Source organism: Corynebacterium sp. CMW7794 (assembly GCF_001563605.1).
Classification (GTDB): domain Bacteria; phylum Actinomycetota; class Actinomycetes; order Mycobacteriales; family Mycobacteriaceae; genus Corynebacterium; species Corynebacterium phoceense.
In genome coordinates this window covers 39,711-64,393 of record NZ_KQ961717.1, presented here as the reverse complement: position 1 = coordinate 64,393, position 24,683 = coordinate 39,711, and the positions used below count along the sequence as shown (strand labels likewise).

At 64.0% G+C, this 24,683-nt stretch carries 21 protein-coding genes; 10 read left to right on the top strand and 11 right to left on the bottom strand.

Annotated elements, in window-relative coordinates:
- Nucleotides 1-321 precede the first annotated feature (321 nt).
- From HMPREF3227_RS03110 to HMPREF3227_RS03100, 3 genes are read right to left on the bottom strand one after another with little or no spacing between them, the layout of a single operon-like run.
- Entirely contained in the window at nucleotides 322-1,851 is a 1,530-nt protein-coding gene (locus HMPREF3227_RS03110; protein ID WP_066510155.1) for a tripartite tricarboxylate transporter permease, read from the bottom strand.
- 3 nt (nucleotides 1,852-1,854) lie between these two features.
- Nucleotides 1,855-2,484, bottom strand: a complete 630-nt coding sequence (locus HMPREF3227_RS03105) for a tripartite tricarboxylate transporter TctB family protein (protein WP_066486425.1) — start codon at nucleotides 2,482-2,484, stop codon at nucleotides 1,855-1,857.
- Nucleotides 2,481-3,461, bottom strand: coding sequence for a Bug family tripartite tricarboxylate transporter substrate binding protein (locus HMPREF3227_RS03100; protein ID WP_066486427.1), 981 nt, complete (start codon nucleotides 3,459-3,461; stop codon nucleotides 2,481-2,483). Before HMPREF3227_RS03100 ends, HMPREF3227_RS03105 begins: the two co-directional genes overlap by 4 nt.
- Before the next feature lie 175 nt (nucleotides 3,462-3,636).
- Here HMPREF3227_RS03100 and HMPREF3227_RS03095 point away from each other — a divergent pair, with 175 nt between their 5' ends.
- Together HMPREF3227_RS03095 and HMPREF3227_RS13655 are read left to right on the top strand one after the other, a co-directional pair.
- Nucleotides 3,637-4,689: an AbrB family transcriptional regulator gene (locus HMPREF3227_RS03095; RefSeq protein ID WP_231732313.1), complete on the top strand. Its 1,053-nt coding sequence runs from the start codon at nucleotides 3,637-3,639 to the stop codon at nucleotides 4,687-4,689.
- A gap of 237 nt (nucleotides 4,690-4,926) precedes the next feature.
- On the top strand, nucleotides 4,927-5,805 hold the full coding sequence (locus HMPREF3227_RS13655) for a hypothetical protein (protein WP_231732312.1): 879 nt from the start codon (nucleotides 4,927-4,929) through the stop codon (nucleotides 5,803-5,805).
- 67 nt (nucleotides 5,806-5,872) lie between these two features.
- Here the strand turns inward: HMPREF3227_RS13655 and HMPREF3227_RS03080 are convergent, their stop codons facing one another.
- From HMPREF3227_RS03080 to HMPREF3227_RS03050, 7 genes are all read right to left on the bottom strand, one after another.
- The gene (locus HMPREF3227_RS03080; RefSeq protein ID WP_066510153.1) at nucleotides 5,873-7,117 is read right to left on the bottom strand and encodes an NAD(P)/FAD-dependent oxidoreductase; all 1,245 of its coding nucleotides are present in this window, start codon (nucleotides 7,115-7,117) and stop codon (nucleotides 5,873-5,875) included.
- 409 nt (nucleotides 7,118-7,526) lie between these two features.
- Complete coding sequence (locus tag HMPREF3227_RS13475) at nucleotides 7,527-7,799, bottom strand: hypothetical protein (protein ID WP_068802193.1); 273 nt, start codon at nucleotides 7,797-7,799, stop codon at nucleotides 7,527-7,529.
- 20 nt (nucleotides 7,800-7,819) lie between these two features.
- Nucleotides 7,820-9,802, bottom strand: coding sequence for a ferrous iron transport protein B (gene feoB / locus HMPREF3227_RS03070; RefSeq protein ID WP_066510151.1), 1,983 nt, complete (start codon nucleotides 9,800-9,802; stop codon nucleotides 7,820-7,822).
- The gene (locus HMPREF3227_RS12775; RefSeq protein WP_231725009.1) at nucleotides 9,799-10,107 is read right to left on the bottom strand and encodes a FeoA family protein; all 309 of its coding nucleotides are present in this window, start codon (nucleotides 10,105-10,107) and stop codon (nucleotides 9,799-9,801) included. Before HMPREF3227_RS12775 ends, feoB begins: the two co-directional genes overlap by 4 nt.
- Nucleotides 10,108-10,516: 409 nt before the next feature.
- A complete protein-coding gene (locus HMPREF3227_RS03060; RefSeq protein WP_066510147.1) occupies nucleotides 10,517-11,332 on the bottom strand; it encodes an endonuclease domain-containing protein in 816 nt (271 codons plus the stop codon).
- Between the two features lie 139 nt (nucleotides 11,333-11,471).
- Nucleotides 11,472-13,238: a DEAD/DEAH box helicase gene (locus HMPREF3227_RS03055; protein ID WP_066486451.1), complete on the bottom strand. Its 1,767-nt coding sequence runs from the start codon at nucleotides 13,236-13,238 to the stop codon at nucleotides 11,472-11,474.
- The gene (locus tag HMPREF3227_RS03050; protein ID WP_066486456.1) at nucleotides 13,235-13,489 is read right to left on the bottom strand and encodes a DUF3039 domain-containing protein; all 255 of its coding nucleotides are present in this window, start codon (nucleotides 13,487-13,489) and stop codon (nucleotides 13,235-13,237) included. Before HMPREF3227_RS03050 ends, HMPREF3227_RS03055 begins: the two co-directional genes overlap by 4 nt.
- Nucleotides 13,490-13,538: 49 nt before the next feature.
- Here HMPREF3227_RS03050 and HMPREF3227_RS13205 point away from each other — a divergent pair, with 49 nt between their 5' ends.
- The 6 genes from HMPREF3227_RS13205 (at nucleotide 13,539) to galE (ending at nucleotide 19,469) form a co-directional block, all read left to right on the top strand.
- Nucleotides 13,539-14,012 (top strand): DUF3099 domain-containing protein, encoded by a 474-nt coding sequence (locus tag HMPREF3227_RS13205; protein WP_230384119.1) that lies wholly within the window; start codon nucleotides 13,539-13,541, stop codon nucleotides 14,010-14,012.
- A gap of 9 nt (nucleotides 14,013-14,021) precedes the next feature.
- Complete coding sequence (locus HMPREF3227_RS03040; RefSeq protein WP_066510145.1) at nucleotides 14,022-15,572, top strand: DUF7782 domain-containing protein; 1,551 nt, start codon at nucleotides 14,022-14,024, stop codon at nucleotides 15,570-15,572.
- A 14-nt stretch (nucleotides 15,573-15,586) separates the two neighbouring features.
- Entirely contained in the window at nucleotides 15,587-16,039 is a 453-nt protein-coding gene (gene dtd, locus HMPREF3227_RS03035) for a D-aminoacyl-tRNA deacylase (RefSeq protein ID WP_066486460.1), read from the top strand.
- 193 nt (nucleotides 16,040-16,232) lie between these two features.
- Complete coding sequence (locus HMPREF3227_RS03030) at nucleotides 16,233-17,240, top strand: sigma-70 family RNA polymerase sigma factor (RefSeq protein WP_066486463.1); 1,008 nt, start codon at nucleotides 16,233-16,235, stop codon at nucleotides 17,238-17,240.
- Nucleotides 17,241-17,569: 329 nt separating this feature from the next.
- Nucleotides 17,570-18,247, top strand: coding sequence for a metal-dependent transcriptional regulator (locus HMPREF3227_RS03025; protein ID WP_066510141.1), 678 nt, complete (start codon nucleotides 17,570-17,572; stop codon nucleotides 18,245-18,247).
- A 232-nt stretch (nucleotides 18,248-18,479) separates the two neighbouring features.
- Nucleotides 18,480-19,469 (top strand): UDP-glucose 4-epimerase GalE, encoded by a 990-nt coding sequence (gene galE, locus HMPREF3227_RS03020; protein ID WP_066486471.1) that lies wholly within the window; start codon nucleotides 18,480-18,482, stop codon nucleotides 19,467-19,469.
- Nucleotides 19,470-19,544: 75 nt separating this feature from the next.
- Here the strand turns inward: galE and HMPREF3227_RS03015 are convergent, their stop codons facing one another.
- A complete protein-coding gene (locus HMPREF3227_RS03015) occupies nucleotides 19,545-20,702 on the bottom strand; it encodes a DUF4192 domain-containing protein (protein ID WP_077210074.1) in 1,158 nt (385 codons plus the stop codon).
- A gap of 298 nt (nucleotides 20,703-21,000) precedes the next feature.
- Between HMPREF3227_RS03015 and HMPREF3227_RS03010 the strand changes: the two genes are divergently transcribed.
- Together HMPREF3227_RS03010 and HMPREF3227_RS03005 are read left to right on the top strand one after the other, a co-directional pair.
- Nucleotides 21,001-22,083: a PAC2 family protein gene (locus HMPREF3227_RS03010; RefSeq protein ID WP_066510123.1), complete on the top strand. Its 1,083-nt coding sequence runs from the start codon at nucleotides 21,001-21,003 to the stop codon at nucleotides 22,081-22,083.
- 33 nt (nucleotides 22,084-22,116) lie between these two features.
- Entirely contained in the window at nucleotides 22,117-24,669 is a 2,553-nt protein-coding gene (locus HMPREF3227_RS03005; protein ID WP_066486477.1) for a DEAD/DEAH box helicase, read from the top strand.
- Nucleotides 24,670-24,683 lie beyond the last annotated feature (14 nt).

The window sequence follows — 24,683 nt, the reverse complement described above, 5'->3', positions numbered from 1 at the left end:
AGCTGAGGTAGGAACTAAACCCAGGACGCTTCACCCCCGCCACCCACGTGAATATTGGCTTCAACCTTTGCTTCGCTGTTTCGCGGACACACCGGTATCCCTTCGGCTCAACAAGCTAGCTCAGTCTACTCAGAGAGGGGCGATTCGAATTGCACTTGGGCCTGCAACCAGATGTACGCATGCATACTCCTATACAAACGCTGGCTGGTACCAAACACAGCTCGGCCACGCCCGGAAATAACCGCTGGCTAGACCAAACCCCTGTCTATTTCGGGCCATATGCCCCCAAATAAAGGATGTGCGATGTCTAGCTAGCGATAACTAGACAGCGACTGGTTCCTGAGCAGCTTTACGCTCGCGGCGAATGCCGCGAAGGTGCTGGACAACCGTGACGATGGCTGCGCCGGCGAGGAAGATGTAAATGCCGATGGAAATGGGGCCATCGGCAAGCGCGGAGAGCTCGCCACCGGAAATGGTGAGCGCACGGCGAAGCTCAACCTCGGCCAGCGGCCCGAGGATGAAGCCCATAAGGACCGGCGCGACCGGCATGTTGTACTTGCGCATGAGGAAGCCCAGAATTCCGAAGCCGAGCATGAGGGCGACGTCGACGATGGAGGCACCCACTGCGTAGACACCCAGCGTGGTCAGGACAGCGATGCCGGCGTAGAGGTAGTTGTGCGGAATGTAGAGCAGCTTTGCCCACATCGGTGCAAGGAACAGGTTCAGCGTCACGAGGACGACGAGCGCCAGGAAGAGCGACGCGATGAGTGTCCAGACGAGGTCACCGGAGCGCTCGAAAAGGAGCGGTCCGGGCTGCAGGCCGAATTGCTGGAACGCCCCCAGAAGGATGGCTGCGGTCGCAGAGGTGGGCAGACCGATGGCGAGCAAGGTACCCAGCGACGTACCTGCAGAAGAGTTGCCGGCAGCTTCCGGTGCAGCAAGGCCGTTGATGGAGCCAGTCGTGCCGAAGTCCGTCTGGCCCTTCTTCTTCGCGATGCGCTTCTCCGTGCCGTACGCCATGAAGGTCGGCACCTCAGAACCACCGGCTGGGATGAGACCGAACGGCGCGCCGAACGCTGTGCCGCGCAGCCAGGATGGAAGCGCGCGACGGAAGTCTGCCTTAGACATGGTCGCCTTGGTGGTGCCGAGCTTGAAGTCAGGCGGCGAAACCTTGATGGTCGCTGCGGTGTGGAGGATTTCCCCCACCGCGAGCAGGCCGACGGTCACGACGACGATATCGATGCCGTCGAAGAGTTGCGGAATGTTGAAGGTAAAGCGCTCCGTTCCGGACGGGCCGTCGATACCAACGAAGGACAATGCAAGACCGATGGCGAGTGCGCCAAGACCGCGGATGATGGACTCCGAGACGACCGAGGAGATGGCGAAGAATGCGAAGACAGCAAGCGCGAAGTACTCCGCCGGGCCGAATTGGGTGGCGAGCAGGACGAGGTACGGCGAGAAGAACGCGACGATGAGCGTCGAGATGAAACCACCGATGAACGCACCAATCGCAGCGGTCGCAAGGGCCGTGGCTGCGCGTCCGTCGCGAGCCATGCGGTGGCCCTCGAGTGAGGAGGCAATGGCCGAGGCCTGGCCCGGCGTGTTGAGTAGGATGCCTGCGGTCGAGTCGCCAAAGAGACCACCGAAGTAGACCGCCGAGAACATGATGAAGGCACCGGTGGGATCGAGAGTGAACGCGATAGGCAGCAGCAGGGCCACTGCCATCGACGAGCCGAGGCCGGGCAAGACACCGACCGCAGTACCAAGCACGGCACCGATAACGAGGTAGATGAGGTTGGCTGGCGTGAGCGCCGCGCCGAAGCCCGCAATGAGTGAAGTCAGTTGCTCCATGATTTAGATACCTCCGAAGAAGCCGGCCGGAAGATTGAGTCCCAGACCCAAGGCGAAAATGAAGTAGGTCACTGAACCCACAATGAAGCTGATAGCGAGATCGCGCGGCCAGTTCTTGCCGCCCAATACCTGGGAGATGGCGAAGAAGAGAAGCGACGAGGTGAGGATCCACCCCAGGTACGGAAGCACCGCAATGGTGAGGACGAAGGCCACGACGACGGCACCCCACGTCTTCCAGTCCGTGGGCGGGTTGGCGACCTCCGCGCTGGGCGGGAGGTCTGCGTCCGCGTCGTCACTCAGCGTGGAGATGTGACGCTCGTCTTCGTCGATGCCGCCGAGGTCATCAAGCAGGTCCGTCGAGACGTTGCTGGACGTATTGTGCGTGGAGTCACGCAGGCGCTGCGGCTTAGCGAAGACATCCGCCGCCAGGACTGCGGCGAGCACAAGGCAGCCGATGCCCACTCCCGTAGGTAAGAAGAGCGGGCCGGGGATGGTCTCACCGATGACCTGGATGGTCGAGCGACCCAGCAGCATCCACAGGCCCACAAGCCCCAGGAGCGCGGCAAGCACGAGCTCGCCGTAGCTGCGCTTCGCCGGCGTCTTGTCCGGCTTTACTTTCGTTGCCGTTGTCATAGTCCAAGCACCTCCACGAGGTCGATTGCGTTCTTGTGTTCTTCTTCGAAGAAGCGGGTTGCGTCATCACCGGTGACCAGCGCGTCGGACCAGCTATTGCGCTCGGCCATCTGCGTCCAGTCCTCGGTGTCATGGACTTCTTGGAGGATGTTCGTGAGCTCCTGGCGAGCTTCCTCGCTGATTCCCGGAGGCGCGACAAATCCACGCCAGTTCGACGCAACAACGTCGACGCCCGACTCCGTGAACGTGGGGATGTCATCGAGTCCTGGTTGGCGCTCCGCCGAGGAGATACCCAGGACACGCAGCGTGCCGTTTTCGACCTGGTCCTGGACTTCCTTGTAGCCCGTGTAACCAACATCGACGGAGTGAGAGAGCAGCGAGTTGAGCAGATCGCCGCCGCCTTCGAACGGGATGTACTTCATTTCGTCAACGGTGAGACCAGAAGCGAGTGCCGTCTTCGACGCGAGCAAGTGGTCCGTGTTACCGATGGATGCACCGCCCACCGCAATAGACTGCGGGTTGGACTTCCATGCCGCGACGTAGTCCTCCATCGTCTGGAAGGGCGAGTCTGCGGGGACGACCACCACCGAATATTCTTCGGTGTACTTCACGACGGGCGTGACATCCGAGATCTGGACGCCGGGCTGCGCAATTTCCGCGGAGGCAATCATGCCGCCACCGGTGACGAGAATCGTATTCTCGTTACCCGTCATCTCCGAGAGCTTAGTGAGCGCAATCGTGCCGCCCGCACCCGGAATATTGACGACCTGGACGTTGCCCACAATGTTGTGGTCACGAGCGACTTGTTGGATGGCTCGAGCTGTCGTATCCCAACCACCACCGGGATTCGCACCGGCGATGATGGTGAGTGACGAACGCGATGTAGCGCCCGAGCCCACGGCAGCAGAGAACCAAAGTCCTGTTGCTGTGAGTACGAGCGCCACGACCGCGAGTATCGGTGTGAGTGCCTTTTTCACTTTTATTCCTTGGGGAGAGCGTTGTCATAACCTTTAGCCTCTTGTTGGGGCCTGGATACACAATGTAGCGTCTCCTGTGACGGAGGACACCCGCTCCCCTGGAGCAAGAGCCGAATTACATTCATTTGGTCTATCAACCCGCAAGGTAAATCTGTGTGACGTAGGATTCTTTTCTGTGAGTGCTCCGAAGTTCTTCCGCTGGACAGCAGCGATTGTTCTCGCGCTGCTGCTCGGTTCTCTCTTTTCCTACTTCGGGCTCGCCGCCGCGTGGATTCTGGCTGGCATTCTCGCCTCTGCCACCGTGGCGATGACGACACATCACGAACTCCCGCTTCACCGCCTGATTGACAAGTCAGCGCGGGGTGTCATTGGCGTACTGGCAGGCATCCCCATGGCGGTAGCGACACTCGATGAGCTCACCGCCGTCGCTTTGCCAGGCCTCCTCGTCTCGATCCTCACCATCGCGATTGGCTTCGGTTTTGGCCTCCTCCTCGCGAAACGGGAGCCAAGTATCTCCGGCCAAACGGGAATCCTGTGCCTACTTCCCGGTGGGTCGTCGACCATGCCCGCTATTGCCAAGGAGACCGGTGCGCACTTCCAGCTGGTCTCGCTTACGCAATATCTGCGCCTCCTTATCGTGTCGAGTTCGCTGCCGATTCTGGGTAGCTTCCTTGACCACGGTGAGAACGCACCGCACGCATCCGCCAACTCGGACATCTCGAGCCCTGGCGTCTTGGCGCTCCTCGTCGTCTTTGCTGTAGCAGGTCCGCATCTGGGCAAGCTCCTTCGCTTGCCCGCTCCACACCTCTTTGCCCCGATGTTGCTCACTGTAGGGCTCGCGGCGCTCCTCCCCGATGCCACGATTGCACTGCCGTGGGAGATGAAAGTGGCCTCGCATATCCTCATCGGCTTTATGTGCGGTGGTGGCATCACGCCAGCAACGCTCAAGCTCTTCGCCAAGCAAATTCCGATGGTGCTCGCCGCTGTGGCGGCGACCATCGGGGCGTGCGCTCTCACTGCGTGGGGAATCATGGAATGGCTGGGCATCCCCTACTTTGACGCGTATTTGGCCACCAGCCCGGGCGGACTGGAGACCGTCATCTCGCTTGCCACGGAAGCCGAGCACAGCCCGACCATCATTACGCTACAGCTCATCCGCGTCACGATCATCATGCTGATCGCGGGCTGCCTCGCCCCCATCATTAACTTCCTCACGCGGCGTCGCTAGCCCGTACCGCACGGTGTTTCTCGACCACGCGTTTTCGTGCTCCACGTTTCGTGTCGACGCACTCTTTTATAGTCTCCATTACGTGCCGTAGGGTCAGACTTTGTCCCCACCAAGCCAGACGCTAAAGCACAGCTCCGATGAAGTCCCTGGGCATAGACGCATCCAAGACAAGTCAGGCGCATGCAAATGTGCGACCAAAACCACCCCGAGGATCACTGCAAGGATTACACTCTTCTCATGATTAAAGACTCTCGTCTTTCTCTGCACACTCAGTCGCGCGCTGTTGCCCTCGGTGTTGGTGTTGCAATTGCCGCTTCAACGGTTGTCGCGCCGGCACATGCCGCTATCGTCTCCGGAAACACCTCCACCTGCACCCGCGAATTCACGTGGGCGGAAACGAATGAATTCAGCAATGGTCCGTTCCACTTCTTCGACGCACTGCGCGATGAAATGGAGAAGTCCCTATCTTCTGATGAGGCGCGTGCGCAGCTTGACGAGTACCAGCAGGCCGCGTACAGCGGCCTCAACGACGAAGCGCCGACCGACAAGGTCGTCGCGGAAGCGCTCGCTGCTGGCTACACGAAGGATGAAATCGACAACTACTTGCTGCTCATCATGGACTCGGAGCGTTCAGAAGCAGGTGTCGTCACGACGCACGAGCTCGCCCAGGATCCTGTCGACATGATTAGCTCTGGTGAAGCCAACAGCAACTTCACGCCGGTGCTGCCGACGGAGTCCGAGCGCAGTGACGCACTGAAGCAGGCCATCGCTGGCATCGATGAGACGACTGCCACCGACTACGCCGCATGGTTGGAGAAGGTCGCTGCCGCGGATAAGAAGGCAGTGGAATTCTGCGAGAAGGGCACCATCGGTTCTTCCATCGTCGACTACCCCACCGGCGGTGCCAGCGATGCCGACATCCTGTCCTCTGAGGAAAAGATTGCGCTCTCCAGCGACGACCCGTCGAACCGGGTTCCGGAGTCGGTGTCCTCGAAGGCGGCCATCGCGGGTCCGATCCTGGGTGTGCTTGCGATCATCGCGGCCGTGGCAGGAGCGCTGCAGCTGCCGCAGGCTCAGCCCATCATGCGCCAGCTGCGCTCGTTGCTCGGACTGTAGGGCGAACGCGACGCCGAGGTTGGGGGCTCGGCGTCGCGAGGGGGCATCGGCAAGCAGGGCGGGCTTGCTAGCGCAGCGGGTCGAAGTCCCGGATCTCCGGCAGGGTCTCCCCTGTCTCAATGAGGTGAGCGAGGGCGCGGCCGGAGGCGGGGCCTAAGACGACGCCCCACATGCCGTGGCCGCCGGCAACAAAGACGTTGGGGGCTTTGGTCACGCCGATAAGCGGCAGGCCGTCCGGGGTGACGGGGCGGGAGCCCACCCACTCGTCTTGGCGGTTGTCGAAGTTGAGGCCGGTGAACATTTCCTTGGCGGCCTTGACCATGGACTGGACGCGCTTGGGGTCGAAGGGAGCGTCGGCATCGCGGAACTCCATGGTGCCGGCAATGCGGAAGCGGCCCTCGTACGGGGTGCAGGCCAGGCGCTGCGCGGGCAGGTAGACGGGATACTCGGCGGGGTGCGCGCCGGTATCAACGCTGAATGAGTAACCACGTCCGGCTTGGACGCGGGTGCGCACGCCGAGCTTGCGGGCGAGCTTGGGCAGCCACGCGCCGGTGGCCAGGACCACGTGGTCGGCTTGGAGACGCTCGCCGGTGGAGAGCTCCACCACGGGCTTGCGGGTGGACTGGACGTCCACGACGGAGGCGCCGGTGCGGATGGTGACGCCGCGGTCGCGGAGGGCATCGGCAAGCTTGTGGCAGAACGGACCCGGCTCAAAGTAGCGCTGGTTGCCCAGCTGGAAGACGAGCTGCGCGTTATCGCTGAGGAAGGGCACGAATTCGCGAGGATTGGCGACCTCTTCAAACGGGACGTCCTGGCCGTGGCGCACGGCGCCTTCGACCTCATGAATAAACCCCTCGGCCTCCTGCTCGTTCTTGAAGGCGATGATGAACGGGCTCTTCTTCGTCCAGGACTCGACGCCGCCGTCGACCATCTCGTCATAGGCGTCGAGTGCCTTGAGATCGATGGGAGTGAGCGCAGCCATCGTCTTATCCCAGGCCTTCTGGGTGGCGTGCGCCATAAAACGCACGCCAAAGTCGATGACCTGCGGGCTGGGCGGAAGCGGGACGTGGAGGGCGGCATCCGGATTGAAGAAGGCCTGCGGGGTGTAGCGCCACAGCTCCGTGTTGGCGAGCGGAATGGTCTTACCGGGGCTCAGCCACCCGGCATTGCCCCAGGAGGAACCGGCTGCGACGCCATCGCGGTCAATGACGGTGACCTCGTGGCCTTTCTGCCGGAGGAACCAGGCCGTGGACAAGCCGACCATGCCTGCGCCGACGACGATCGAGTGTGGGGTGGACTGGGGTGCTGCCATGGAATGCTTCCTCTCAGGGTGTCGAGTGGGTGTGTTGTGCGTAGAGCCCTTGTGGGGCGCGCACAGTGGGGTGTTAATTGTGAGACATATTACTACCGTGTTGGTGGTTGTGTGGGGCGAAATGACGTCTCGATTGAGTGGGTGTTGTGGGGCCTCGGCGATGGTGGTTAATAGCTCGGTGCGGTGGGGTGACCTATGGCCCGGCGCGCGCGAAGCGCCGCCATCAAGGAAGGATGGCGGCGCTGTATGTGGTGACTGTTAACGGAGGTGATGGACTTCGGCCAGCTTGTAGACCGGGGTGTCAAGTCCCTCGTAGCGGGCCTTCAACTGGAGCGCGAGGTAGCGCGAATAGTGGCGCGACTGGTGGAGGTTACCGCCGTGGAACCAGAGGTTGTCCTTGTCTCCCCATCTAAGCCGGGCGGTGAAGGTGCAGCTCGATGGGAACCGTGCGGCCTGGAACGTGGGCTGCGCAGTTGCCGGCCCAGGAACAGCCGTCGCAGCTGGTGGCTTCGCACTCGCCGAGCGCTGCGCGCGTGAGCTCGCCGGTGGCCTCGAGGTGCGCCAGGACAAGGTCGACGGTCTCGGCGTCGAGCCCGGTCGCGGCGGCCAGCGCCGGGGTTCCGCTTATCCCCTGGGCCAACGCGGCGGTGACGGCGCGGGACGGTGGGAGGGATGGGGGCATCGGAAGGCTGCGGCGGAACATTACAGCACCAGCTTGAGGAGCTGGAAGGCGATGACGGAGAGCGTCCACGCAAAGGTGAGCTGCACGCCGAAGCCGAAGAGGGTCCACCGCCAGCCGATTTCGCGGCGTTGCGCGGCGATGGTCGCCACGCACGGGGTGTACGAGAGCAGGAAGAGCATGTAGGCCCACACCGCGGCCAAAGCATGGCCTTCCGATGCCGCCTCAAAGTCAGCGCGGATATTGCTGGCGAGGGGGCTGGCGGCTTGCTCGGTGGGATCAGCATCCGTGACGTCCGCGACGGCATAGGTCTGCGCCCACGTGGAGATAAGCGCTTCCTTCGCCACGAAGCCGGTGACGAGCGGGCCAGTGAGCGACCACGAGTCAAAGCCAGCAGGCGCGAAGGCCGGGGCGATGGTGCGCGCGACGGTGCCGTACGCGGAATCCTGTGGGGCGACCTCACCAATCCGGGCGTCCGTGCCGACGGGGATGGCCATGAGCAGCCAGATGACGATGACGGTGGAGACGATAATGCCGCCGGCGGTGCGCAGGAATCCTTTGAGACGAATCCACATAACGGACAAGGCCAGGCGCGCGGTGGGCAGCTGGTAGGAGGGCAAATCAATGACAAGTGCCTCGGCGGGCATGGCGCGCCACAGCGTGTGGCGCAGGAGCAGGCCGGTGAGCACGACGAGTGCGATGGAGACGACGTACATCGTGAAGACGGCGCTGCCTGCATGCGCCGGGAAGAAGGTCTGCGCGAGCATGAGGAAGACGACGAGGCGCGCGGAGCACGACGTGAATGGAATGAGCAGTGCGGTGAGGATGCGCTGGCGTGGTGCGGCGAGCACGCGCGTGGCGGCAATCGCCGGGACATTGCAGCCAAAGCCCACGATGATGGGGATAAACGCCTTGCCCGGCAGCCCGATGGCGCGCATGACGCGGTCGGTGACCACCGCCGCCCGCGCCATATAGCCGGAGTCCTCCAGCACGGCCAGGCAGATGAACATGAGCGCCATGAGCGGGGCGAAGGTGAGCACGGTGCCCACGCCGCCGATGAAACCGTCGACAAGGAGGCCTTCCACCAGTCCCCCGCCCAGGCCGACTTTTTCGAGCCCGGCGCGCGCCGCATCAGAGACTGGCCCCATGATGAACGCCTCGAGGCCATCCTGCAGCGGTGCCGCGACAGTGGTGGTGATCTGGAAGACGAGCCACATGACGCCAAGGAAGAGAATGGGCCCCAGGACCGGGTGGAGGGCGAAGCGGTCAATCTTCTCCGTGGCGGTGGTCGCGGCGGGACCGCGGGTGACGGCGGCCTTCACAGCAGCATCGACATCTCGGAATCGATCGTCGGGATCATGGGAGGTGCGGAGGGTGGTCTTAGTCGTAGCCAGTGCTGCGCGGACGGCGCGCTCTAGTTCTGCGATGCCGGAGCGCGTGCGTCCGTTGACAGTGACGACGGGCATCCCGAGCTGCTTTTCCAGCTTCCTGACATCCACGGTGATGCCGCGGGCGGCGGCCGTGTCCGTCTTACTCAGCGCGATGACGACGCGGTGCGGGTACTCCGCAACCTGCAGCGCCATGTTGAGACCGCGCGCCACGGCGGTGGCGTCGACGAGGACCACGACGGCATCGGGACGCTCGTCCACCGGATGCCTGATGAGCATGTCCCGGGTGAGCTCCTCATCCGGGCTCATAGGGTCGAGCGAATACGCGCCAGGAAAGTCGATGAGGTCGATCGCCTGCGCCTGGTGAGGGCAGTGGCACTCGCTGGTCCCGGCACACGCGCAGTCGTGCGCTGTGCTGAGCCGCCAGGCGCCGCGGGCGACCTCGACGGTGGTGCCTGGCCAGTTGCCGGTCTGGGCCTTCGCACCGGTGAGCGCGTTAAAGAGCGTGGACTTGCCGGAGTTCGGTGCGCCGACGAGCGCGACGATAGGCGCGCCCGCGGGAGCTACTGCCCCGCCGGCATTGCCGTGGCAGCTGGCGGCTTTGTGTGTGGTGCTCATCGTTGGACGTCCAGGCTCGCGAGGGTCGCCACGTCGAGGGCGTAGCGGCAGCCGTCCACGGTCACGACGCGGCCGCCGCCGGCCGTCTTATTGCCGATGGTGAGTGTCGCGCCCTCGCGCAAGCCGAGCTCGCGCAGGCGAAGGGCCAGCGCCGGATTCGTGACGCGGGCGACGCTGGTGAGCACGGCTTCGGCGCCGACGGGCAGGAGGTGGGCGCGGGCAGTGCATTCGCGCTCGACCGCGCCAGGCAGCGGTGCAGAAGTCGCGGCGCGGTGGCCGGTGGCAAAAAGCGACAACATAACCATGAGGAATTCCTCGTCAATGAGTGAGGCTGATAATTAATCTCATCGGTAATTTAAATCGCGAAGGCTTGCCTTAGGAAGGCGATCCTTGGCTTTGACTACTTTGTCACCCCCAGGGGTGGATCCCCTCCTTGTTTCGGCGCCGCGGTACGCGGCCATCAATTGCACTTTGTGCAGGGTGTTCCCGCGTCGCTGCCTGCCTCTTGAAAGTCGCTACCGCGGCGGCCTGACCGTCGTGCAGGCCGCTCTCGTCTCGGGCAATTCTGAGAACTGCACTCGCGAATTCACGGGAACGCTGGCCGCATGCACCGGCCGAGTGCAGCGGCATGCGTCCCCTTCGGCAGGTGGGACTGCGAAGTATGAATGAGTCGCCGAAAATTCACCCGATTTTCGGTGACTCATTCACGTTCCGTCATTCCAGAACAACCATCTCGTCGTGCATACCCCAATGCCACTGTCGTACGAAGAGCCTGTGCCACCGCTCGCCCAGTCGCGGGGCCTTCGCTGAGAGGATTTGCCCCACCACGTCCTCGAGATGATGTTTCACGCAAGAACCGGAATATCGAAGCGTCGTCCAGCCGCGCAGGACAGCATCATTATTCTTCCAGCGGTCATGGATGAACACGTCACGCTGGATGTGGAACTTGAATCCGTCAAGTTCGATTGCGACCTTCGTTTTCGGGATCACCAGATCCCAGCGGTAAAGCCCGATCAGGTGATTGACTTTTACCTCGACGCCATGTTCCCGCAGTGCACGGGCGACAGTGCGCTCGAGCGGGGACTCAGCCCCGACCGCGGCGCGGTTGATAAGTTCCCGCGTCCGCTTGGGAAGCTCGCGCACGTGCGAGAGATCCTCGTCGAGCAACTTCTGTCCCCTCTTTCCGCCGTAGCGGCTCGCGAGCAGCCGAATGGCCCGGTCGTCATTGGCGATATCGGCCACGGCGAGGGGATGATACAGGATCTTAAGGTCGCCACGCGTGAGGTACACCAACCGGTTCCGTCGCGACACGGTCCATAGCTGCGAAGACGGTAGCGATGTGCGACTCACCAAGCGCAGCGGAAAGGTGAGCTGTTCACCCAGCAGCACCTGTGCGGCGCTCTCGCCGGTTAGATACGCGCCCCTCCCGCAAGCGAGCGCCGCGAGCTGTTCCGGCGTCGGCTCTTCAGGCAAGTAAAGGCCCTGGCCTACTTTGAAAGCCCCCGGAAATTTTCTGTCAACAATCTTCATGCTGATCTCCCCCGTGTGTTGTGAGCATCAGCCTAACCGAAGGCACCCGAGCGTGCAGCACAAGTATGAATGAGTCCCCGAAAATTCACCCGATTTTCGGGGACTCATTCACGTTTCGACAAGCGAGAGCACCTGCGCTCTACCAAGCCCGCAGAAAATCAATCCGCGCCTGCAGCTGCTCCGCGTTGCACAGTGCGGTGGGCGGGCCGCCGCAGGCCTTTCTGACCTCCGTGTGGATAGCGCCGTGCGGGCGGCCGGAGCTCTGCGCCTTGATGGAGACCAAAGTGTTGAGCTCCTTGCGCAGCTCGGCGATCTCATCGACAACACCGCTGGCTTCGCCAGCGGCATCGGAAGCAGCGGGCTTCCGGTTCTGCGGCGCGCTGGGCAGGCCGAAGATTTCGCGACGGTGGGCCTCGGCGGCCTCGGCGGCGCGCTTGGCCTTCTCTTCCTGCTCGCGGCGGTCGAGTTCATCGGACTGCTTCTTGCGCAGCAGGTCCTTGACCTGATCGGCGTCGAGGAGGCCGGGGATGCCGATGAAGTCCTGGTCTTCCTGCGTGATATCGCCGGTGGTGAACTGGGAGCCGTTGAAGAGCAGGCCGGAGAACTCAGCCTCCGCACCCAAGGACTCGTAGGTCGGCTCGAGCATGTCCTGCTCGGTCTTCTTCTTGTTGGCTTCGGCCAACAGATCGTCGTCCCAGCCCTCCTTATCCGGGGACTTCTCCGCACCAAGGACGTGGTCACGGGACTTTTCCATGTTCTCCGCCAGGCCCAGGAGCACGGGGACGGAGGGCAGGAAGACACTCGCGGTTTCGCCCGGCATGCGCGAACGCACAAAACGGCCGATGGCCTGCGCAAAGAAGAGCGGCGTGGACGCGGAGGTGGCGTAGACGCCCACGGCCAGGCGCGGGACGTCGACGCCCTCAGAAACCATGCGCACAGCGACCATCCACTCGTCGGTGGACTGGGAGAATTCCTCAATGCGGTCCGAGGACGTCGGATCGTCGGAGAGGATGACGGAGACCGGCGTATTCGACAGCTTCTTCAAGATCTTCGCGTACGCGCGGGCGGTCTGCGTGTCCGTGGCGAGCACGAGGCCGCCGGCGTCCGGCATGTTGCGGCGCATCTGCATAAGCCGCGTGTGTGCCGCATTCAAAACGGTAGGAATCCACTCGCCCTTGGGGTCCAGCGCCGTCTTCCACGCGCGGGCGGTCTGCTCCGGGTTGAGGATGTCGCCCAGGCGGGCGGCATGCTCCTCGCCGGCGGAATCGCGCCAGCGCGACTCGCCAGAGTAAGAAAGAAAGACCACGGGGCGCACGACGCCATCGGCAAGCGCGTCACCGTACCCATAGGTGTGGTCGGACTGGCTAACGAGGTGGCCCTCACCGTCCTGCTCGTAGCGCACGAAGGGGATCTGCGAGTCATCGGAACGGAACGGCGTACCTGTAAGCGCCAGGCGGTGCTCCACGTCGTCGTAGGCCTCGCGCACGCCGTCGCCCCAGCTTTTTGCGTCGCCGGCGTGGTGGATCTCGTCAAGGATCACCAACGTGCGCTTGGACGAGGCCACGGCGCGGTGCTTGAACGGGTGCATGCCTACCTGGGCATAGGTGACCACAATGCCGTCGTACGCCGGGTTGACCGCAGACGAGTTCTTAAAGTTCGGGTCCAGCGACAGGTTCACGCGCGCGGCGGCGTGGGACCACTGCACCTTGAGGTGCTCCGTGGGGACCACAACAATGACGCGGTCGACCGTGCGGTCATCGATAAGCTCCGTGGCAATGCGCAACGCGAACGTCGTCTTACCGGCACCCGGCGTTGCCACGGCCATGAAGTCACGCGGTTTGGTTGCCAAGAATTTGTCCAATGCCGCCTGTTGCCAGGCGCGCAAAGGACCGCGGCGGGCGCTCACTTACGACGCAGCCCCTTATAGATTTTCTCGCAGTCCGGGCACACCGGAGAACCCGGCTTCGCCTGTTTGGTCACCGGGAAGGTCTCGCCGCACAGTGCAACGACGTATTCGCCGCTCACAGCGGAATTCAGGATCTTGTCCTTGCGCACGTAGTGGAAGAACTTCGGGGTGCCATCACCCGTCGACGTCTCTTCACGAACGTCGGGGCGTTCAATCGTCTTCGTCGTCGTAGTACTCACTCGACCTATCATGCCCCACGAGGGTTAAAAAATGCGACTCTAGGGGCTAGGCTGGGTTGTCATGAGCACTCGGGACAATGGCGACGACACCCCAGACGATCCTATGACCGGATCGTCGTCTAGCGATCCCTCCATTATTGAGGGCGTCGCAGAGGAAGCTCCCCGCCGCCGTTTTGCCCGCCGCAGTGCCCTCATTACAGACGCGAAGGTCGGCCCCGGCCAGGATCGCCTCCGCCGCGAGAAGCAATACGCTTTTCTCCAGTTCCTCCGCGTGCCCTCCCTCCTGCTCGGCGCGTTCTTCCTCGTCATGCACTGGTACCTCGCCGCGACCATCGCGCTGGCCGTCTCCGTGCCGCTGCCGTGGATTGCGGTCGTGCTCGGCAACGGCCGCGGCCAGAAGCGCGACGAGCGCGAGCGCATGGTCTACCGCCCCGCCCTCGCCCGCCAGCAGCAACAGCACTACGCCCAGCTTGAGCGTGAACGCACCGCCGAGCTGCCCGCCTCCCGCACCATCGACCACGACGACACTCAGTAAAGGCCCGCTATGACCGACTTCTTCGCGCCGCTCAACCCCAAGTTCCCGCTTGCCGATGCCGCCGCGGACCTCGCCGCCGCCTTCGAATCCGCCGGCTTTACCGACGCCGGTCTCTCCGGCCACCTGGGCCCTGAGGTCACCGAGGCCCTCTATCGCGGCGAGTCCGGCCCCGTTCTGCTCGCCACCTCCGGCGGCACGCAGCTCGACGCGCTCATTCGCGCGTTTATCCTCCACGAGCCGCTAACCCCCGCCGAGCTTGCCGATGCCCTCTCTGCACCGCTGGCCACCCGCCTCATCGACGCCGGGGTCACCGTCCCTGCTGATACCGCCGGGACGCTCCGTATCGCCCTCGACGTGCGCCCGCACGTCATCGCGGGCACCAACCACTGGGTCTTTTCCGACGTGGACGCCACCTTCGTCGACCACGTCCCCGGCCCCGATCACGTATTAGGCGTCGGCTCCGCCTCGCTCTCCCTCCTCCAGTCGACGCCGCACTCGCCGGTCGAGTCCGTCCTCGACCTCGGTACCGGCTCGGGCGTGCAGCTGCTCGGCCAGCTGGGCAACGCCACGCGGGTTGTCGCCACTGACGTCCATGCGCGCGCCCTCGAGCTCGCCCGTGCCACCGTCGCCGCGGCCGGTGCCACCGAGCGCGTCGATCTCCGCCAGGGCTCCTGGTTCGAGCCTGTCGACGGCGAACGCTTCGACCGGATCGTGGCCAACCCGCCCTTCGTCGTGGGCTTGCCCACCGTGGGCCACGTCTACCGCGACTCCGGCCTCAACCTGGACGGCGCCTCCGAGCTCGTCATCTCCCAGGCCCCAGAGCACCTCAACCCCGGCGGCACCGCGCACCTGCTCGCGGCCTGGGTCCACCAAGGCGCCGTCCCCTGGCAGCAGCGCGTCGCGTCCTGGTTGCCCGCCACTGGTGTGGCCGCGTGGATCATTCAGCGCGACGTCGCGGACCCGTCGCTCTACGTCTCGACGTGGCTCAAGGACGAATCCGTGGACCTCCGCTCGGACACCGGCAAGGAGCAGGCGCAGCGCTGGCTTCAGCACTTCCATGCCCACGACGTCACGGGCATCGGCTTCGGCTTCGTTGCTCTGCAGCGCATCGGCGACGACGAACCCTCGGACATCCTGGCGGAGTACATGCCGCAGCCGTTTAACGATCCGCTCGGCCCCGAGGTCGAGGAGTACTTCGCGCGCGTCGCGTGGCTGCGCGGCCTCGTCCCCGGCAAGCTGGAGCGCTCTCACTTCGCGGTGCGCCCGGGCCTCGCCCGCGAGGACGTCGCCCTGCCGGACGAAGCCGGCCAAGGTTTTCACCGCGCCGCACTGCGACTCACCCGTACCGAGGGCCCACGCTGGCAGCACGACGTGGACCAGCACCTCGCCGCCATCGTCGCGGGTCTCAACCCGGAGGGCCTCACACTCGCCGATACCGTCGGCGTCTACGCCGCACTCAACGACTTCGACGAGGACGAGCTCCTCGCCTCTGCCCTGCCTGCCGTCGTGGATCTCGTCCGCCACGGCTTGCTCATACCCACCGACCTGCTCAACGACTAAGGAGTCTTTCTTTCATGCGCGCCGTTCTCACTCGCGTCTCGTCCGCGTCCGTCACCGTCGAAGGCGAGGTGGTCGGCGCTATCGACTGCCCCGAGACCGGCGGGCTGCTCGCACTCGTGGGCGTGGCCCGCGAGGACTGCGACGACGCCAGCACGCTGGCGTCGAAAATTGACAAGATGGCAGACAAGATCTCGGGCCTGCGTATCCTCGACGGCGAGGTTGCCGTCCGCGACGCAGGCGCGCCGGTTCTCCTCGTCTCCCAGTTCACGCTCTACGGCCGCACCGCCAAGGGCCGCCGCCCGTCATGGTCGGACGCCGCGCCTGGCGAAGACGCCGAGCCCGTCATCGAGGCGCTGCGCACCGCGCTCGAGGGCCACGGAGTGCACGTGGAGACAGGCCGCTTCGGTGCCATGATGGAGGTCACCTCCGTCAATCAGGGCCCCTTCACGGTCCTCGTCGAGTGCTAGCCTCGCGGCCCGAGTCTGAATTTCCACTAATTTTTTGTTTTAAATGGATCTCAGGAAACCGCAGGTTACCCCCGGTGAATTACCCCCATTTGTGCGACACTTATCGCAGCAATAATCGGCGGCGGGAACTCATTTCACCTCTCGGCCGTTGAACAATGTGTTACCGGCGAAACCTTATAGGAGGCCACAAACAATGAGCAGCTCTTCCGCAGCCCACACCACCGCAGAAAACGACGGCTTCGCGCCCGACGACGCGGACCGCGGCTCCCGCCGCAATCAGACGAACGATAATCCCTCCGCAGACTTGGTTCGTGTTTATCTCAACGGTATCGGTAAGACAGCGCTGCTCTCGGCCGAAGACGAGGTGGAACTCGCCCAGCGTATTGAGGTTGGTCTCTACGCGGAGCACAAGCTCGCCAACGCCGAGAAGCTCACCCGCGCTGAGAAGCGTGATTTGAAGATCCTCGCCCGCGACGGCAAGAAGGCCCGCTCCCACCTGCTGGAAGCCAACCTCCGTCTCGTCGTCTCGCTCGCGAAGCGTTACACCGGCCGCGGCATGCCGCTCCTCGATCTCATCCAGGAGGGCAACCTCGGCCTTATTCGCGCCATGGAAAAGTTCGACTACTCCAAGGGCTTTAAGTTCTCCACGTACGCCACGTGGTGGATTCGCCAGGCCATTACGCGCGGCATGGCTGACCAGTCGCGCACCATTCGCCTCCCAGTCCACCTCGTCGAGCAGGTCAATAAGCTCTCCCGCATCAAGCGCGAGATGTACCAGTCCCTGGGCCGCGAGGCCACGAACGAGGAGCTGTCGGAGGAATCCGGCATTGACGAGTCGAAGATTGAGATGCTCCTGCGCCAGTCCCGCGACCCGGTCTCGCTTGACATGCCGGTCGGCGCGGACGAGGAAGCACCGCTGGGCGACTTCATTGAGGACGCTGAGGCGACCGACGCCGAGTCCGCCGTCGTCGCCGCGATGCGCCACTCTGATATCCGCTCCGTCATCGGCTCTTTGGAGCAGCGCGAGCAGGATGTCATCCGTCTGCGCTACGGCCTGGACGACGGTGTGCCGCGCACCCTCGACCAGATTGGCCGCAAGTTCGGTCTCTCCCGCGAGCGCGTCCGCCAGATCGAGCGCGAGGTGATGGCTAAGCTGCGCGACGGCAACCGCGCCGCCCGCCTGCGCGAGTACGCCCAGTAAACAAGCCCAGACTCATTCCGGGCACCACCGCGCCCCTTTCCACCGCTCTCGGCCAGCCGGCCGGGGGCGGTGTCGTATGTCACCTACAGGTTTCGGCGCTTAGTCGCCCACATCCCATAGTCCGCGACTATTAAAAATCGGCAGTTAAAAGTGTTTTCCTGCGCGCGGGACCGTGCTTTTACGCTAAAGTATGGGAGTAAATCACACCGCGCGGCGGCAGGTCGTGGAAATAAAACGGCGTGCTGGCGCGTTGGCGTGGGCGAGTATTTCTTTATTACAGCAGCTGGGGCCGTCGCGCACGTCGGCTCCAGACAGAAAGGCCATACAGCATGCGCGATCTAGTCGATACCACGGAGATGTATCTTCGTACCATCTATGAGCTGGAAGAAGAGGGTATTACTCCCTTGCGCGCCCGCATTGCTGAGCGCCTCGAGCAGTCCGGCCCGACGGTCTCCCAGACGGTCGCCCGCATGGAGCGCGATGGCCTACTGCACGTGCGCAACGACCGCAGCCTCGACCTCACGGCGCAGGGCCGCTCACTGGCCACGGCCGTTATGCGCAAGCACCGTCTCGCTGAGCTCCTGCTCACCGACGTCCTGGGCCTCGACATCCACCAGGTCCACGACGAGGCCTGCCGCTGGGAGCACGTCATGAGCGAGGACGTCGAGCGTCGCCTCGTCAACATCCTGGACGAACCATTCCGCTCCCCGTTCGGCAATCCCATCCCGGCCCTCGACGAGCTGGGCGTGACCCCGCCGTCGCTCGAGGCGGGCGTGCGCGTCATCGATCTTCCGGACAACGAGGAGACGAAGGGCACCATCGAGCAGATCAACGAGATCCTGCAGGTCGATGCCTCCCAGTTCCGTAAGCTCTACGAGGCTGGCATCGTGGTCGGCGCCGCGGTCACCGTGGTCAATGACAACGGCACCGTGACGATGACGACGGACAACGGCGCCACCGTTGAGCTCGTCGACGACCTCGCTCACGCCATTCGCATTCGCACGTAGCGTGCCGGGCCGGTGCTCGCCTTTCGCACCGGCGTCTTCTCCGCGGCCGCGCTCCCTGTGCCGCTCGTTTCGCCCCTCACTGGGCCACACGAGTTTCGCACCGGGACCGCGGCCGCGTTCGCGTCTACAGTGGGAGATTGTTGTATACAGACCAACACTCCTGACTCGACTCGCCTGCCCGCAGCATGTACCGCGGGCATTGCCCCAACCGCCTAATGGAAAGGTCCTATTCATGAAGCTGCTTGTCACCGGCGGTGCCGGTTACGTGGGAAGCGTGTGCGCCGCCGTCCTCGTCGAGGCCGGCCACGACGTCACCATCATTGACAACTTCACCACGGGCAACCGCGAGGCCGTCCCGGCCGCCGCCCGCCTCGTCGAGGGCGACGTGCGTGATAAGGCCGCCGAGGTCCTCGGCGAAGGCGGCTTCGAGGGCGTCGTCCACTTCGCGGCACGCTCGCTTGTCGGCGAGTCCATGGAGGTGCCGGACGAGTACTGGCAGCACAACCTCGTCACCACGCTGGCGCTGCTCGACGCGATGCGCGCCAACGACGTGAAGAACCTCGTCTTCTCGTCCACTGCGGCGACCTACGGCGAGCCCGAGGTCGTGCCGATCACCGAGGACTTGCCTACCAAACCCACGAACACGTACGGCGCGACGAAGCTCTCCATCGACTACGCCATCACGTCCTACGCGAACGCCTACGGCCTGGGCGCGACCTCGCTGCGCTACTTCAACGTTGCGGGCGCTTACGGCGAGATTGGCGAGAACCGCGAAATCGAGACCCATCTCATCCCGCTCGTGCTCCAGGTGGCGCTGGGCCACCGCGACAAGATCTTTATCTTCGGCGATGACTACCCCACCCCGGATGGCACGGCCGTGCGCGACTACATCCACATCCGCGACCTCGCGGACGCACACGTCCTCGCGCTCGAGACGAATACGCCGGGCACGCACCGCATCTACAACCTGGGCTCGGGCGACGGCTACTCCGTCAAGCAGGTCATCGAGGCCTGCCGCGCCGTGACAGGCCACCCCATCCCGGCCGAGCTTGCCCCGCGCCGCGCTGGCGACCCGGCGACGCTCATCGCGTCTTCCGCCAAGATCAAGGAAGAGCTGGGCTGGAACCCGACGCGTACAGAGCTCACCACCATCGTGACCGACGCTTGGAACTTCACGAAGAACCTGGGCGAGCGCGCGCACTCCGCCAAGCGCGTCCGCTAAGCGTCTTCCACACACGAGTCCCGACGCCGATTACGGTGCCGGGATTTCGTCGTTTCGGGCATGGACACACGTCCGCTAGGCACACAAGGCGCGCTCGCCGTCCTCGTCGAGGCCGAGGCTCGCACGCGCCTTGGCGGATCCGCGCCGGAAGTTCGCCACCATCTTGTCCTGCAGCCCGGCGCGATACCCACGCATAAGCAGGCCCGCGAGGGTGTGCTCCGGGTCTTCCTCGAGGGCGACGGACAACACGGTGCCGGCGACCATCGGCAAGCCGAGCGCGACCTGCGCCATGGCATAGAGCGCCAACGCGTTGGTGCGCGCGAGTCCGTGAACCGTCTGCGCCACGGCGAGCAGCACTCGCGCCGCGCCCTTGGGTTGGTCGCACAGAGCGCTCACGATGAGATCGCGCAACGCGGTGTCGTACAAGATGGTCGCCATGCGGGTGAGCAGGACGGCATCGGCACGCACAGGGTCGTCCTCCGGCGGCTCACCCGTCATATTCGACAGCTCGCTAAAGACCCGCGTCGCCAGCGGCACGATGTCGCGGACCTCGAAGCGCAGGCGGACGTCCTCGGCCACGGTGCTGGCCGCCCCGCCGGCTGCCATGGGCACAGGCCGCGCGGGACGGCCTTGGGCGAGCAAGGGGGCATCGGAAGCAGCGGCTCTCACCATGGCTGCGATATCGCGCGGGCCGAAGTGAGGATTGGCCTCGTCGAAGCAGGCGAAGGCCTCGTCACGGGAAATCTCTGGCAGGCGGCCAGCCTCGCGCCAGCGCTCCATAGTGGGCGACGCGGCGATGGAGCCAATGGTGCCCTGTTGCCATTCCGCGGTGTGCGTGAGCGGAATCTCCGCCGGGGCAAAGCACATCTCATAGGGCTGGCCGACGGAAATCTCTGGGGTAAACCAGCAGGCGTCGACGGTGCGGTCAGTGTCGTCGAGGTCAGCAGAGAAGTCGAAGAGGAGATCGGTGAGGTCATGAATGGCGGGGTCGGGGCGGTGGGAAACGATGAAGGCGAAGACGACGTCCGCCCCCGCGGCGACGACGGCGAAGGCCTCAGGCAGTTGGCGCGAGGCCAGCGCGATGTCGAAACGGGCGACGGGCCCTAAGACGAGGCGATTGTCCTCTGAGCTAAAGCCCATGAGGATGATGGAGTCGCTGGGATAAAATCCGAGCGCCCCAGGGATAGAAGCGAGCAGGTAACCAGGTGTAACAGCATCATGTGAAGTAGTCATGCTTTCACTGTGGCGGGTTACTTTACATGGTGTCGAGACCGGCGCGTTCGTGCCTGTGGAAAACGTGGGTGCATTGCCCAATAGAGTGTGCAGTCCCCCGGGGATTATCCACAGATGCACACATTGGTATTGACTCCACAGGAATAGATGGGGCACAACCGGCACGCTTGGCAGGTTTTTCGCGCTAAAATAGTTGGCCACCTACCCCATTGCCGCACCCCTGAAATTTGATTGCGTGCAAGGGAATAACAACGGTGAGGTTCGCTGTTGTGGAGGGTATAGACGCTAGGAGGACACCATGGCGAACGAAGATCGCATGTATGAGCTGGAGTACCCAGCACCGGCGGTGAACGACACCGCGGCCGGTGAGACGGACGGCCCCACCCTTATCGTCGCCCTGCACGGCTACGCGGACGCAGGCCAGGCGGTCGAGCACAGTGCCGACCACCTCAAGGCAGCGCTCGATAACAGACTTATCGCATCCTTTAACGCGGACGAGCTCATCGATTACCGCTCGCGCCGCCCTGCGGTGACGCTCGATAATGACGCACCGATAGAGATTGAGAATCTCGATCTCGATATGCGCGTGCTGCGCGATAACGCGGACAAGGCTTTCCTGCTGCTGTCTGGCCCCGAGCCGGACCTGCGCTGGCAGGCTTTTACCAAGGCCGTCACTGACCTGGTTGAGAAGTTCGACGTCAAGCAGACGGTCGCGCTATATGGCGCGCCCATGCCGGTGCCGCATACGCGCCCCATGGTGATTACGGCCCACGGCAACTCACCGGAGCTCGTGAGCCGCATGTTCCGCCTCGACTCCACAATGATGGTCCCGGGTGCGGCGCAGATGTACATCGAACGTGCCCTAGCGAAGGCCGGCCGGAACGTGGCGGGCTACACGGCGCACGTGCCGCACTACCTGGCCAACTCCCCGTACCCACAGGCCACGCTCGAGCTTCTCGAGTCCGTCGCCTCCGTGACGGGGCTCAAGCTGCCACTGCGCGCCCTGGAGGCCGATGCCGCGCGACTCAACCACCAGATTGAGGAGCAGGTCAACGACTCCGAGGAGATCGCACAGGTCGTGGGCCAGCTAGAGAACCAGTACGACGCCTATATGGAGCGCTACCGCGAGGAGCACCCGCAGGCCATCATGCCGGGCGAGCAGGGCGCGCCTACCGGCGAAGAGCTCTCGGAGGAATTCGAGCGCTTCCTCGATGCCCTCGGCCACGAGAATTCCTGGCGCGACCAGATCCTCACCGCGGACATCAACGACCGCGAGGATAACTTCGGTCGGGACTCTTCGGGCCCGCAAGAGCTGGGTGGTCCTTCTGCCGGAGACTCGGATGCTTCCGATGACTCGGACGATTCAGGCAAAGCCAAGTAACTCGCGTCGGCCTGCCTTGTAGACTGGTGAGTCGTGAATACCGCGACGTTGTCTGACAAGCTGGCCGACCTTGAGGATGTCCCCTCCTCCCTCTTCGACGAGGCGGTGTGGGACACCTTCATCGCGTGGACGAAAGACCGCGGGATTAGCCTCTACCCCGCCCAGGAGGAAGCCTCGTTGGGCATCCTCGCCGGCGACAATGTCATCCTTGCGACACCCACCGGCTCCGGCAAGTCCATGGTGGCTAACGCCGCGCACTTTATCGCGCTCGCCCGCGGCCAGCGCAGCTTCTACACCGCCCCCATTAAGGCGCTGGTCTCCGAGAAGTTCTTCGCGCTGTGCGAGATCTTCGGCCCCGATAACGTGGGCATGATGACGGGCGACGCCACCGTCAACGGCAACGCGCCGATTATCGCGGCCACCGCGGAGATCGTCGCCAATATCGCGCTGCGCGACGGCGCGGAGGCCTCTATCGACCAAGTCGTCATGGATGAGTTCCACTACTACTCTGAGCCCGACCGCGGCTGGGCCTGGCAAGTACCGCTCCTGGAACTGCCCAAGGCGCAGTTCCTCCTCATGTCCGCCACACTCGGCGACACGTCGTGGCTCGAGGAGGACCTCACCCAGCGCACCGGCCGCGACACCACGCTCGTTGCCGGGACCACCCGTCCCGTGCCGCTCGACTTCTCTTATGTCTTTACGGGCGTGCAGGACACCATCGAAGAACTCCTCTCCACGGGCAAGGCACCCATCTACGTCGTGCACTTCTCCCAGCGCGAGGCCTCCGAGCGCGCCCAAGCGCTCACCTCCATCGGCACAATCCTCACGCCCGAGGAAAAGGACGCAGTCGCGAAGGAAATCGGTGGTTTCCGCTTTACCACGACCTTCGGCCGGGACCTGTCCAAGCTGCTACGCAAGGGCATTGGCGTCCACCACGCCGGCATGCTGCCCAAGTACCGCCGCCTGGTCGAGCGCCTCGCCCAGCGCGGCTTGCTCAAGATCATCTGTGGCACGGACACCCTGGGCGTGGGTATTAACGTGCCCATCCGCACCGTGCTTATGACGGGCCTGGCCAAGTACGACGGCACCCGCCAGCGCATCTTGAAGTCCCGCGAGTTCCACCAGATCGCCGGCCGCGCCGGACGAGCCGGCTACGACACCGAAGGCACCGTCGTTGTCGAGGCCCCCGAGCACGAAATCGAAAACGCCAAGGCCCGCCGCAAGGCCGGGGACGACCCGGCGCGCCTGAAGAAGCTCAAGAAGAAGTCCGCCCGCGACGGCGAGGTCACCTGGTCAGAGAAGACCTACCTGCGACTCATCGATGCCGAGCCTGAGCAGCTCACCAGCCAGTTCAAGGTCTCCAACTCCATGCTGCTCAATGTCCTTGCCCGCCACGGCGACGGCTACGAGCACATGCGCCACCTCCTGCGTACCAACCACGACACCCGCTCCAAGCAGAACCAGGATATCCTCACGGCGCTGGATCTCTTCCGCGGGCTCGTGCGCACCGGCGTCGTCCAGAAGTCCACCAAGGGCCTCGACATCTACGGCCGCCCCTACCACGTGGTGCGCGAACTCCCCCGCGATTTTGCGCTCAACCAGCCCCTGTCGCCTTTCGCGCTCGCCGCACTGAGCCTGCTCGACCCAGAGTCGGACACCTACACGCTCGACATTATCTCCGTCTTCGAAGCCATCCTCGACGACCCCCGCCAGGTTCTCATCGCCCAGCAGAAGCAGCGCCGCGGCGAGGAGATCGCCCAGCTCAAGGCCGATGGCGTGGACTACACCGAGCGCATGACCATCGTCGAAGACATCACGTGGCCCAAGCCCCTGGAGGAACTCCTCGAGCAAGCCTATGACACGTTTGCTGAGACCAATGCCTGGGTCAAGGAATTCCAGATCGCGCCCAAATCCGTCGTGCGCGACATGCTGGAGAACGCCATGACCTTCTCCGACCTGGTGGCCACCTACGGCCTCGCCCGCAGCGAGGGCGTCATCCTGCGTTACCTCACCGACGCCTGGCGTACCCTCCGCCAATCCGTCCCCGACGAGTACTACACGGACGAGCTTGCCGATGTCGTCGAATGGCTCGGCGAGCTCATCCGCCAGGTCGACTCTTCTCTCGTGGACGAATGGGCTCAGATGGCCGGCGAGGACAACCCCATCTCCCAGGAGGACTTGGACCGCGAGCTCGCCTTCGGCGTCGAGGACCCCACGGCCCTTACCGCCAACCGCCGCGCGTTTACCATCATGGTGCGCAACTACTTCTTCCGCCTCGTCCAGCTCTTCGCCCTGGAGAAGGAAGACCGCCTGGCCGAGCTCCTCGACTATCTTGACGAGGTCCCCGACTTCGGCGCTGTGCTCGACGATTACTTCGACGAGTACGACGACATTGAGACCGGCCCCTCCGCCCGCGGCCCCGAGTTCTTCCGCGTGAACGACCAAGAGACCCGCGCCTGGACCGTCCGCCAAATCATTTGCGATCCCAAGGGCGAGCACGCCTTCCAGTTCGTGGGCACCGTCGACCTCGATGCTTCCGATGCCGCCGGTGAGGTGCGCCTGTCCTCCTTGCGCGTCGAGTACTAGACGTCGAGTCCCAG

Bases quoted from the DNA above. Each gene is read 5' to 3' on its own strand.
- HMPREF3227_RS03110 (WP_066510155.1), bottom strand. From the start codon at position 1,851: ATGGAGCAACTGACTTCACTCATTGCGGGCTTCGGCGCGGCGCTCACG.
- HMPREF3227_RS03105 (WP_066486425.1), bottom strand. From the start codon at position 2,484: ATGACAACGGCAACGAAAGTAAAGCCGGACAAGACGCCGGCGAAGCGC.
- HMPREF3227_RS13655 (WP_231732312.1), top strand. From the start codon at position 4,927: ATGATTAAAGACTCTCGTCTTTCTCTGCACACTCAGTCGCGCGCTGTT.
- HMPREF3227_RS03080 (WP_066510153.1), bottom strand. From the start codon at position 7,117: ATGGCAGCACCCCAGTCCACCCCACACTCGATCGTCGTCGGCGCAGGC.
- HMPREF3227_RS13475 (WP_068802193.1), bottom strand. From the start codon at position 7,799: ATGCCCCCATCCCTCCCACCGTCCCGCGCCGTCACCGCCGCGTTGGCC.
- feoB (WP_066510151.1), bottom strand. From the start codon at position 9,802: ATGAGCACCACACACAAAGCCGCCAGCTGCCACGGCAATGCCGGCGGG.
- HMPREF3227_RS12775 (WP_231725009.1), bottom strand. From the start codon at position 10,107: ATGGTTATGTTGTCGCTTTTTGCCACCGGCCACCGCGCCGCGACTTCT.
- HMPREF3227_RS03060 (WP_066510147.1), bottom strand. From the start codon at position 11,332: ATGAAGATTGTTGACAGAAAATTTCCGGGGGCTTTCAAAGTAGGCCAG.
- HMPREF3227_RS03050 (WP_066486456.1), bottom strand. From the start codon at position 13,489: ATGATAGGTCGAGTGAGTACTACGACGACGAAGACGATTGAACGCCCC.
- HMPREF3227_RS13205 (WP_230384119.1), top strand. From the start codon at position 13,539: ATGAGCACTCGGGACAATGGCGACGACACCCCAGACGATCCTATGACC.
- HMPREF3227_RS03040 (WP_066510145.1), top strand. From the start codon at position 14,022: ATGACCGACTTCTTCGCGCCGCTCAACCCCAAGTTCCCGCTTGCCGAT.
- dtd (WP_066486460.1), top strand. From the start codon at position 15,587: ATGCGCGCCGTTCTCACTCGCGTCTCGTCCGCGTCCGTCACCGTCGAA.
- HMPREF3227_RS03030 (WP_066486463.1), top strand. From the start codon at position 16,233: ATGAGCAGCTCTTCCGCAGCCCACACCACCGCAGAAAACGACGGCTTC.
- HMPREF3227_RS03025 (WP_066510141.1), top strand. From the start codon at position 17,570: ATGCGCGATCTAGTCGATACCACGGAGATGTATCTTCGTACCATCTAT.
- galE (WP_066486471.1), top strand. From the start codon at position 18,480: ATGAAGCTGCTTGTCACCGGCGGTGCCGGTTACGTGGGAAGCGTGTGC.
- HMPREF3227_RS03015 (WP_077210074.1), bottom strand. From the start codon at position 20,702: ATGACTACTTCACATGATGCTGTTACACCTGGTTACCTGCTCGCTTCT.
- HMPREF3227_RS03010 (WP_066510123.1), top strand. From the start codon at position 21,001: ATGGCGAACGAAGATCGCATGTATGAGCTGGAGTACCCAGCACCGGCG.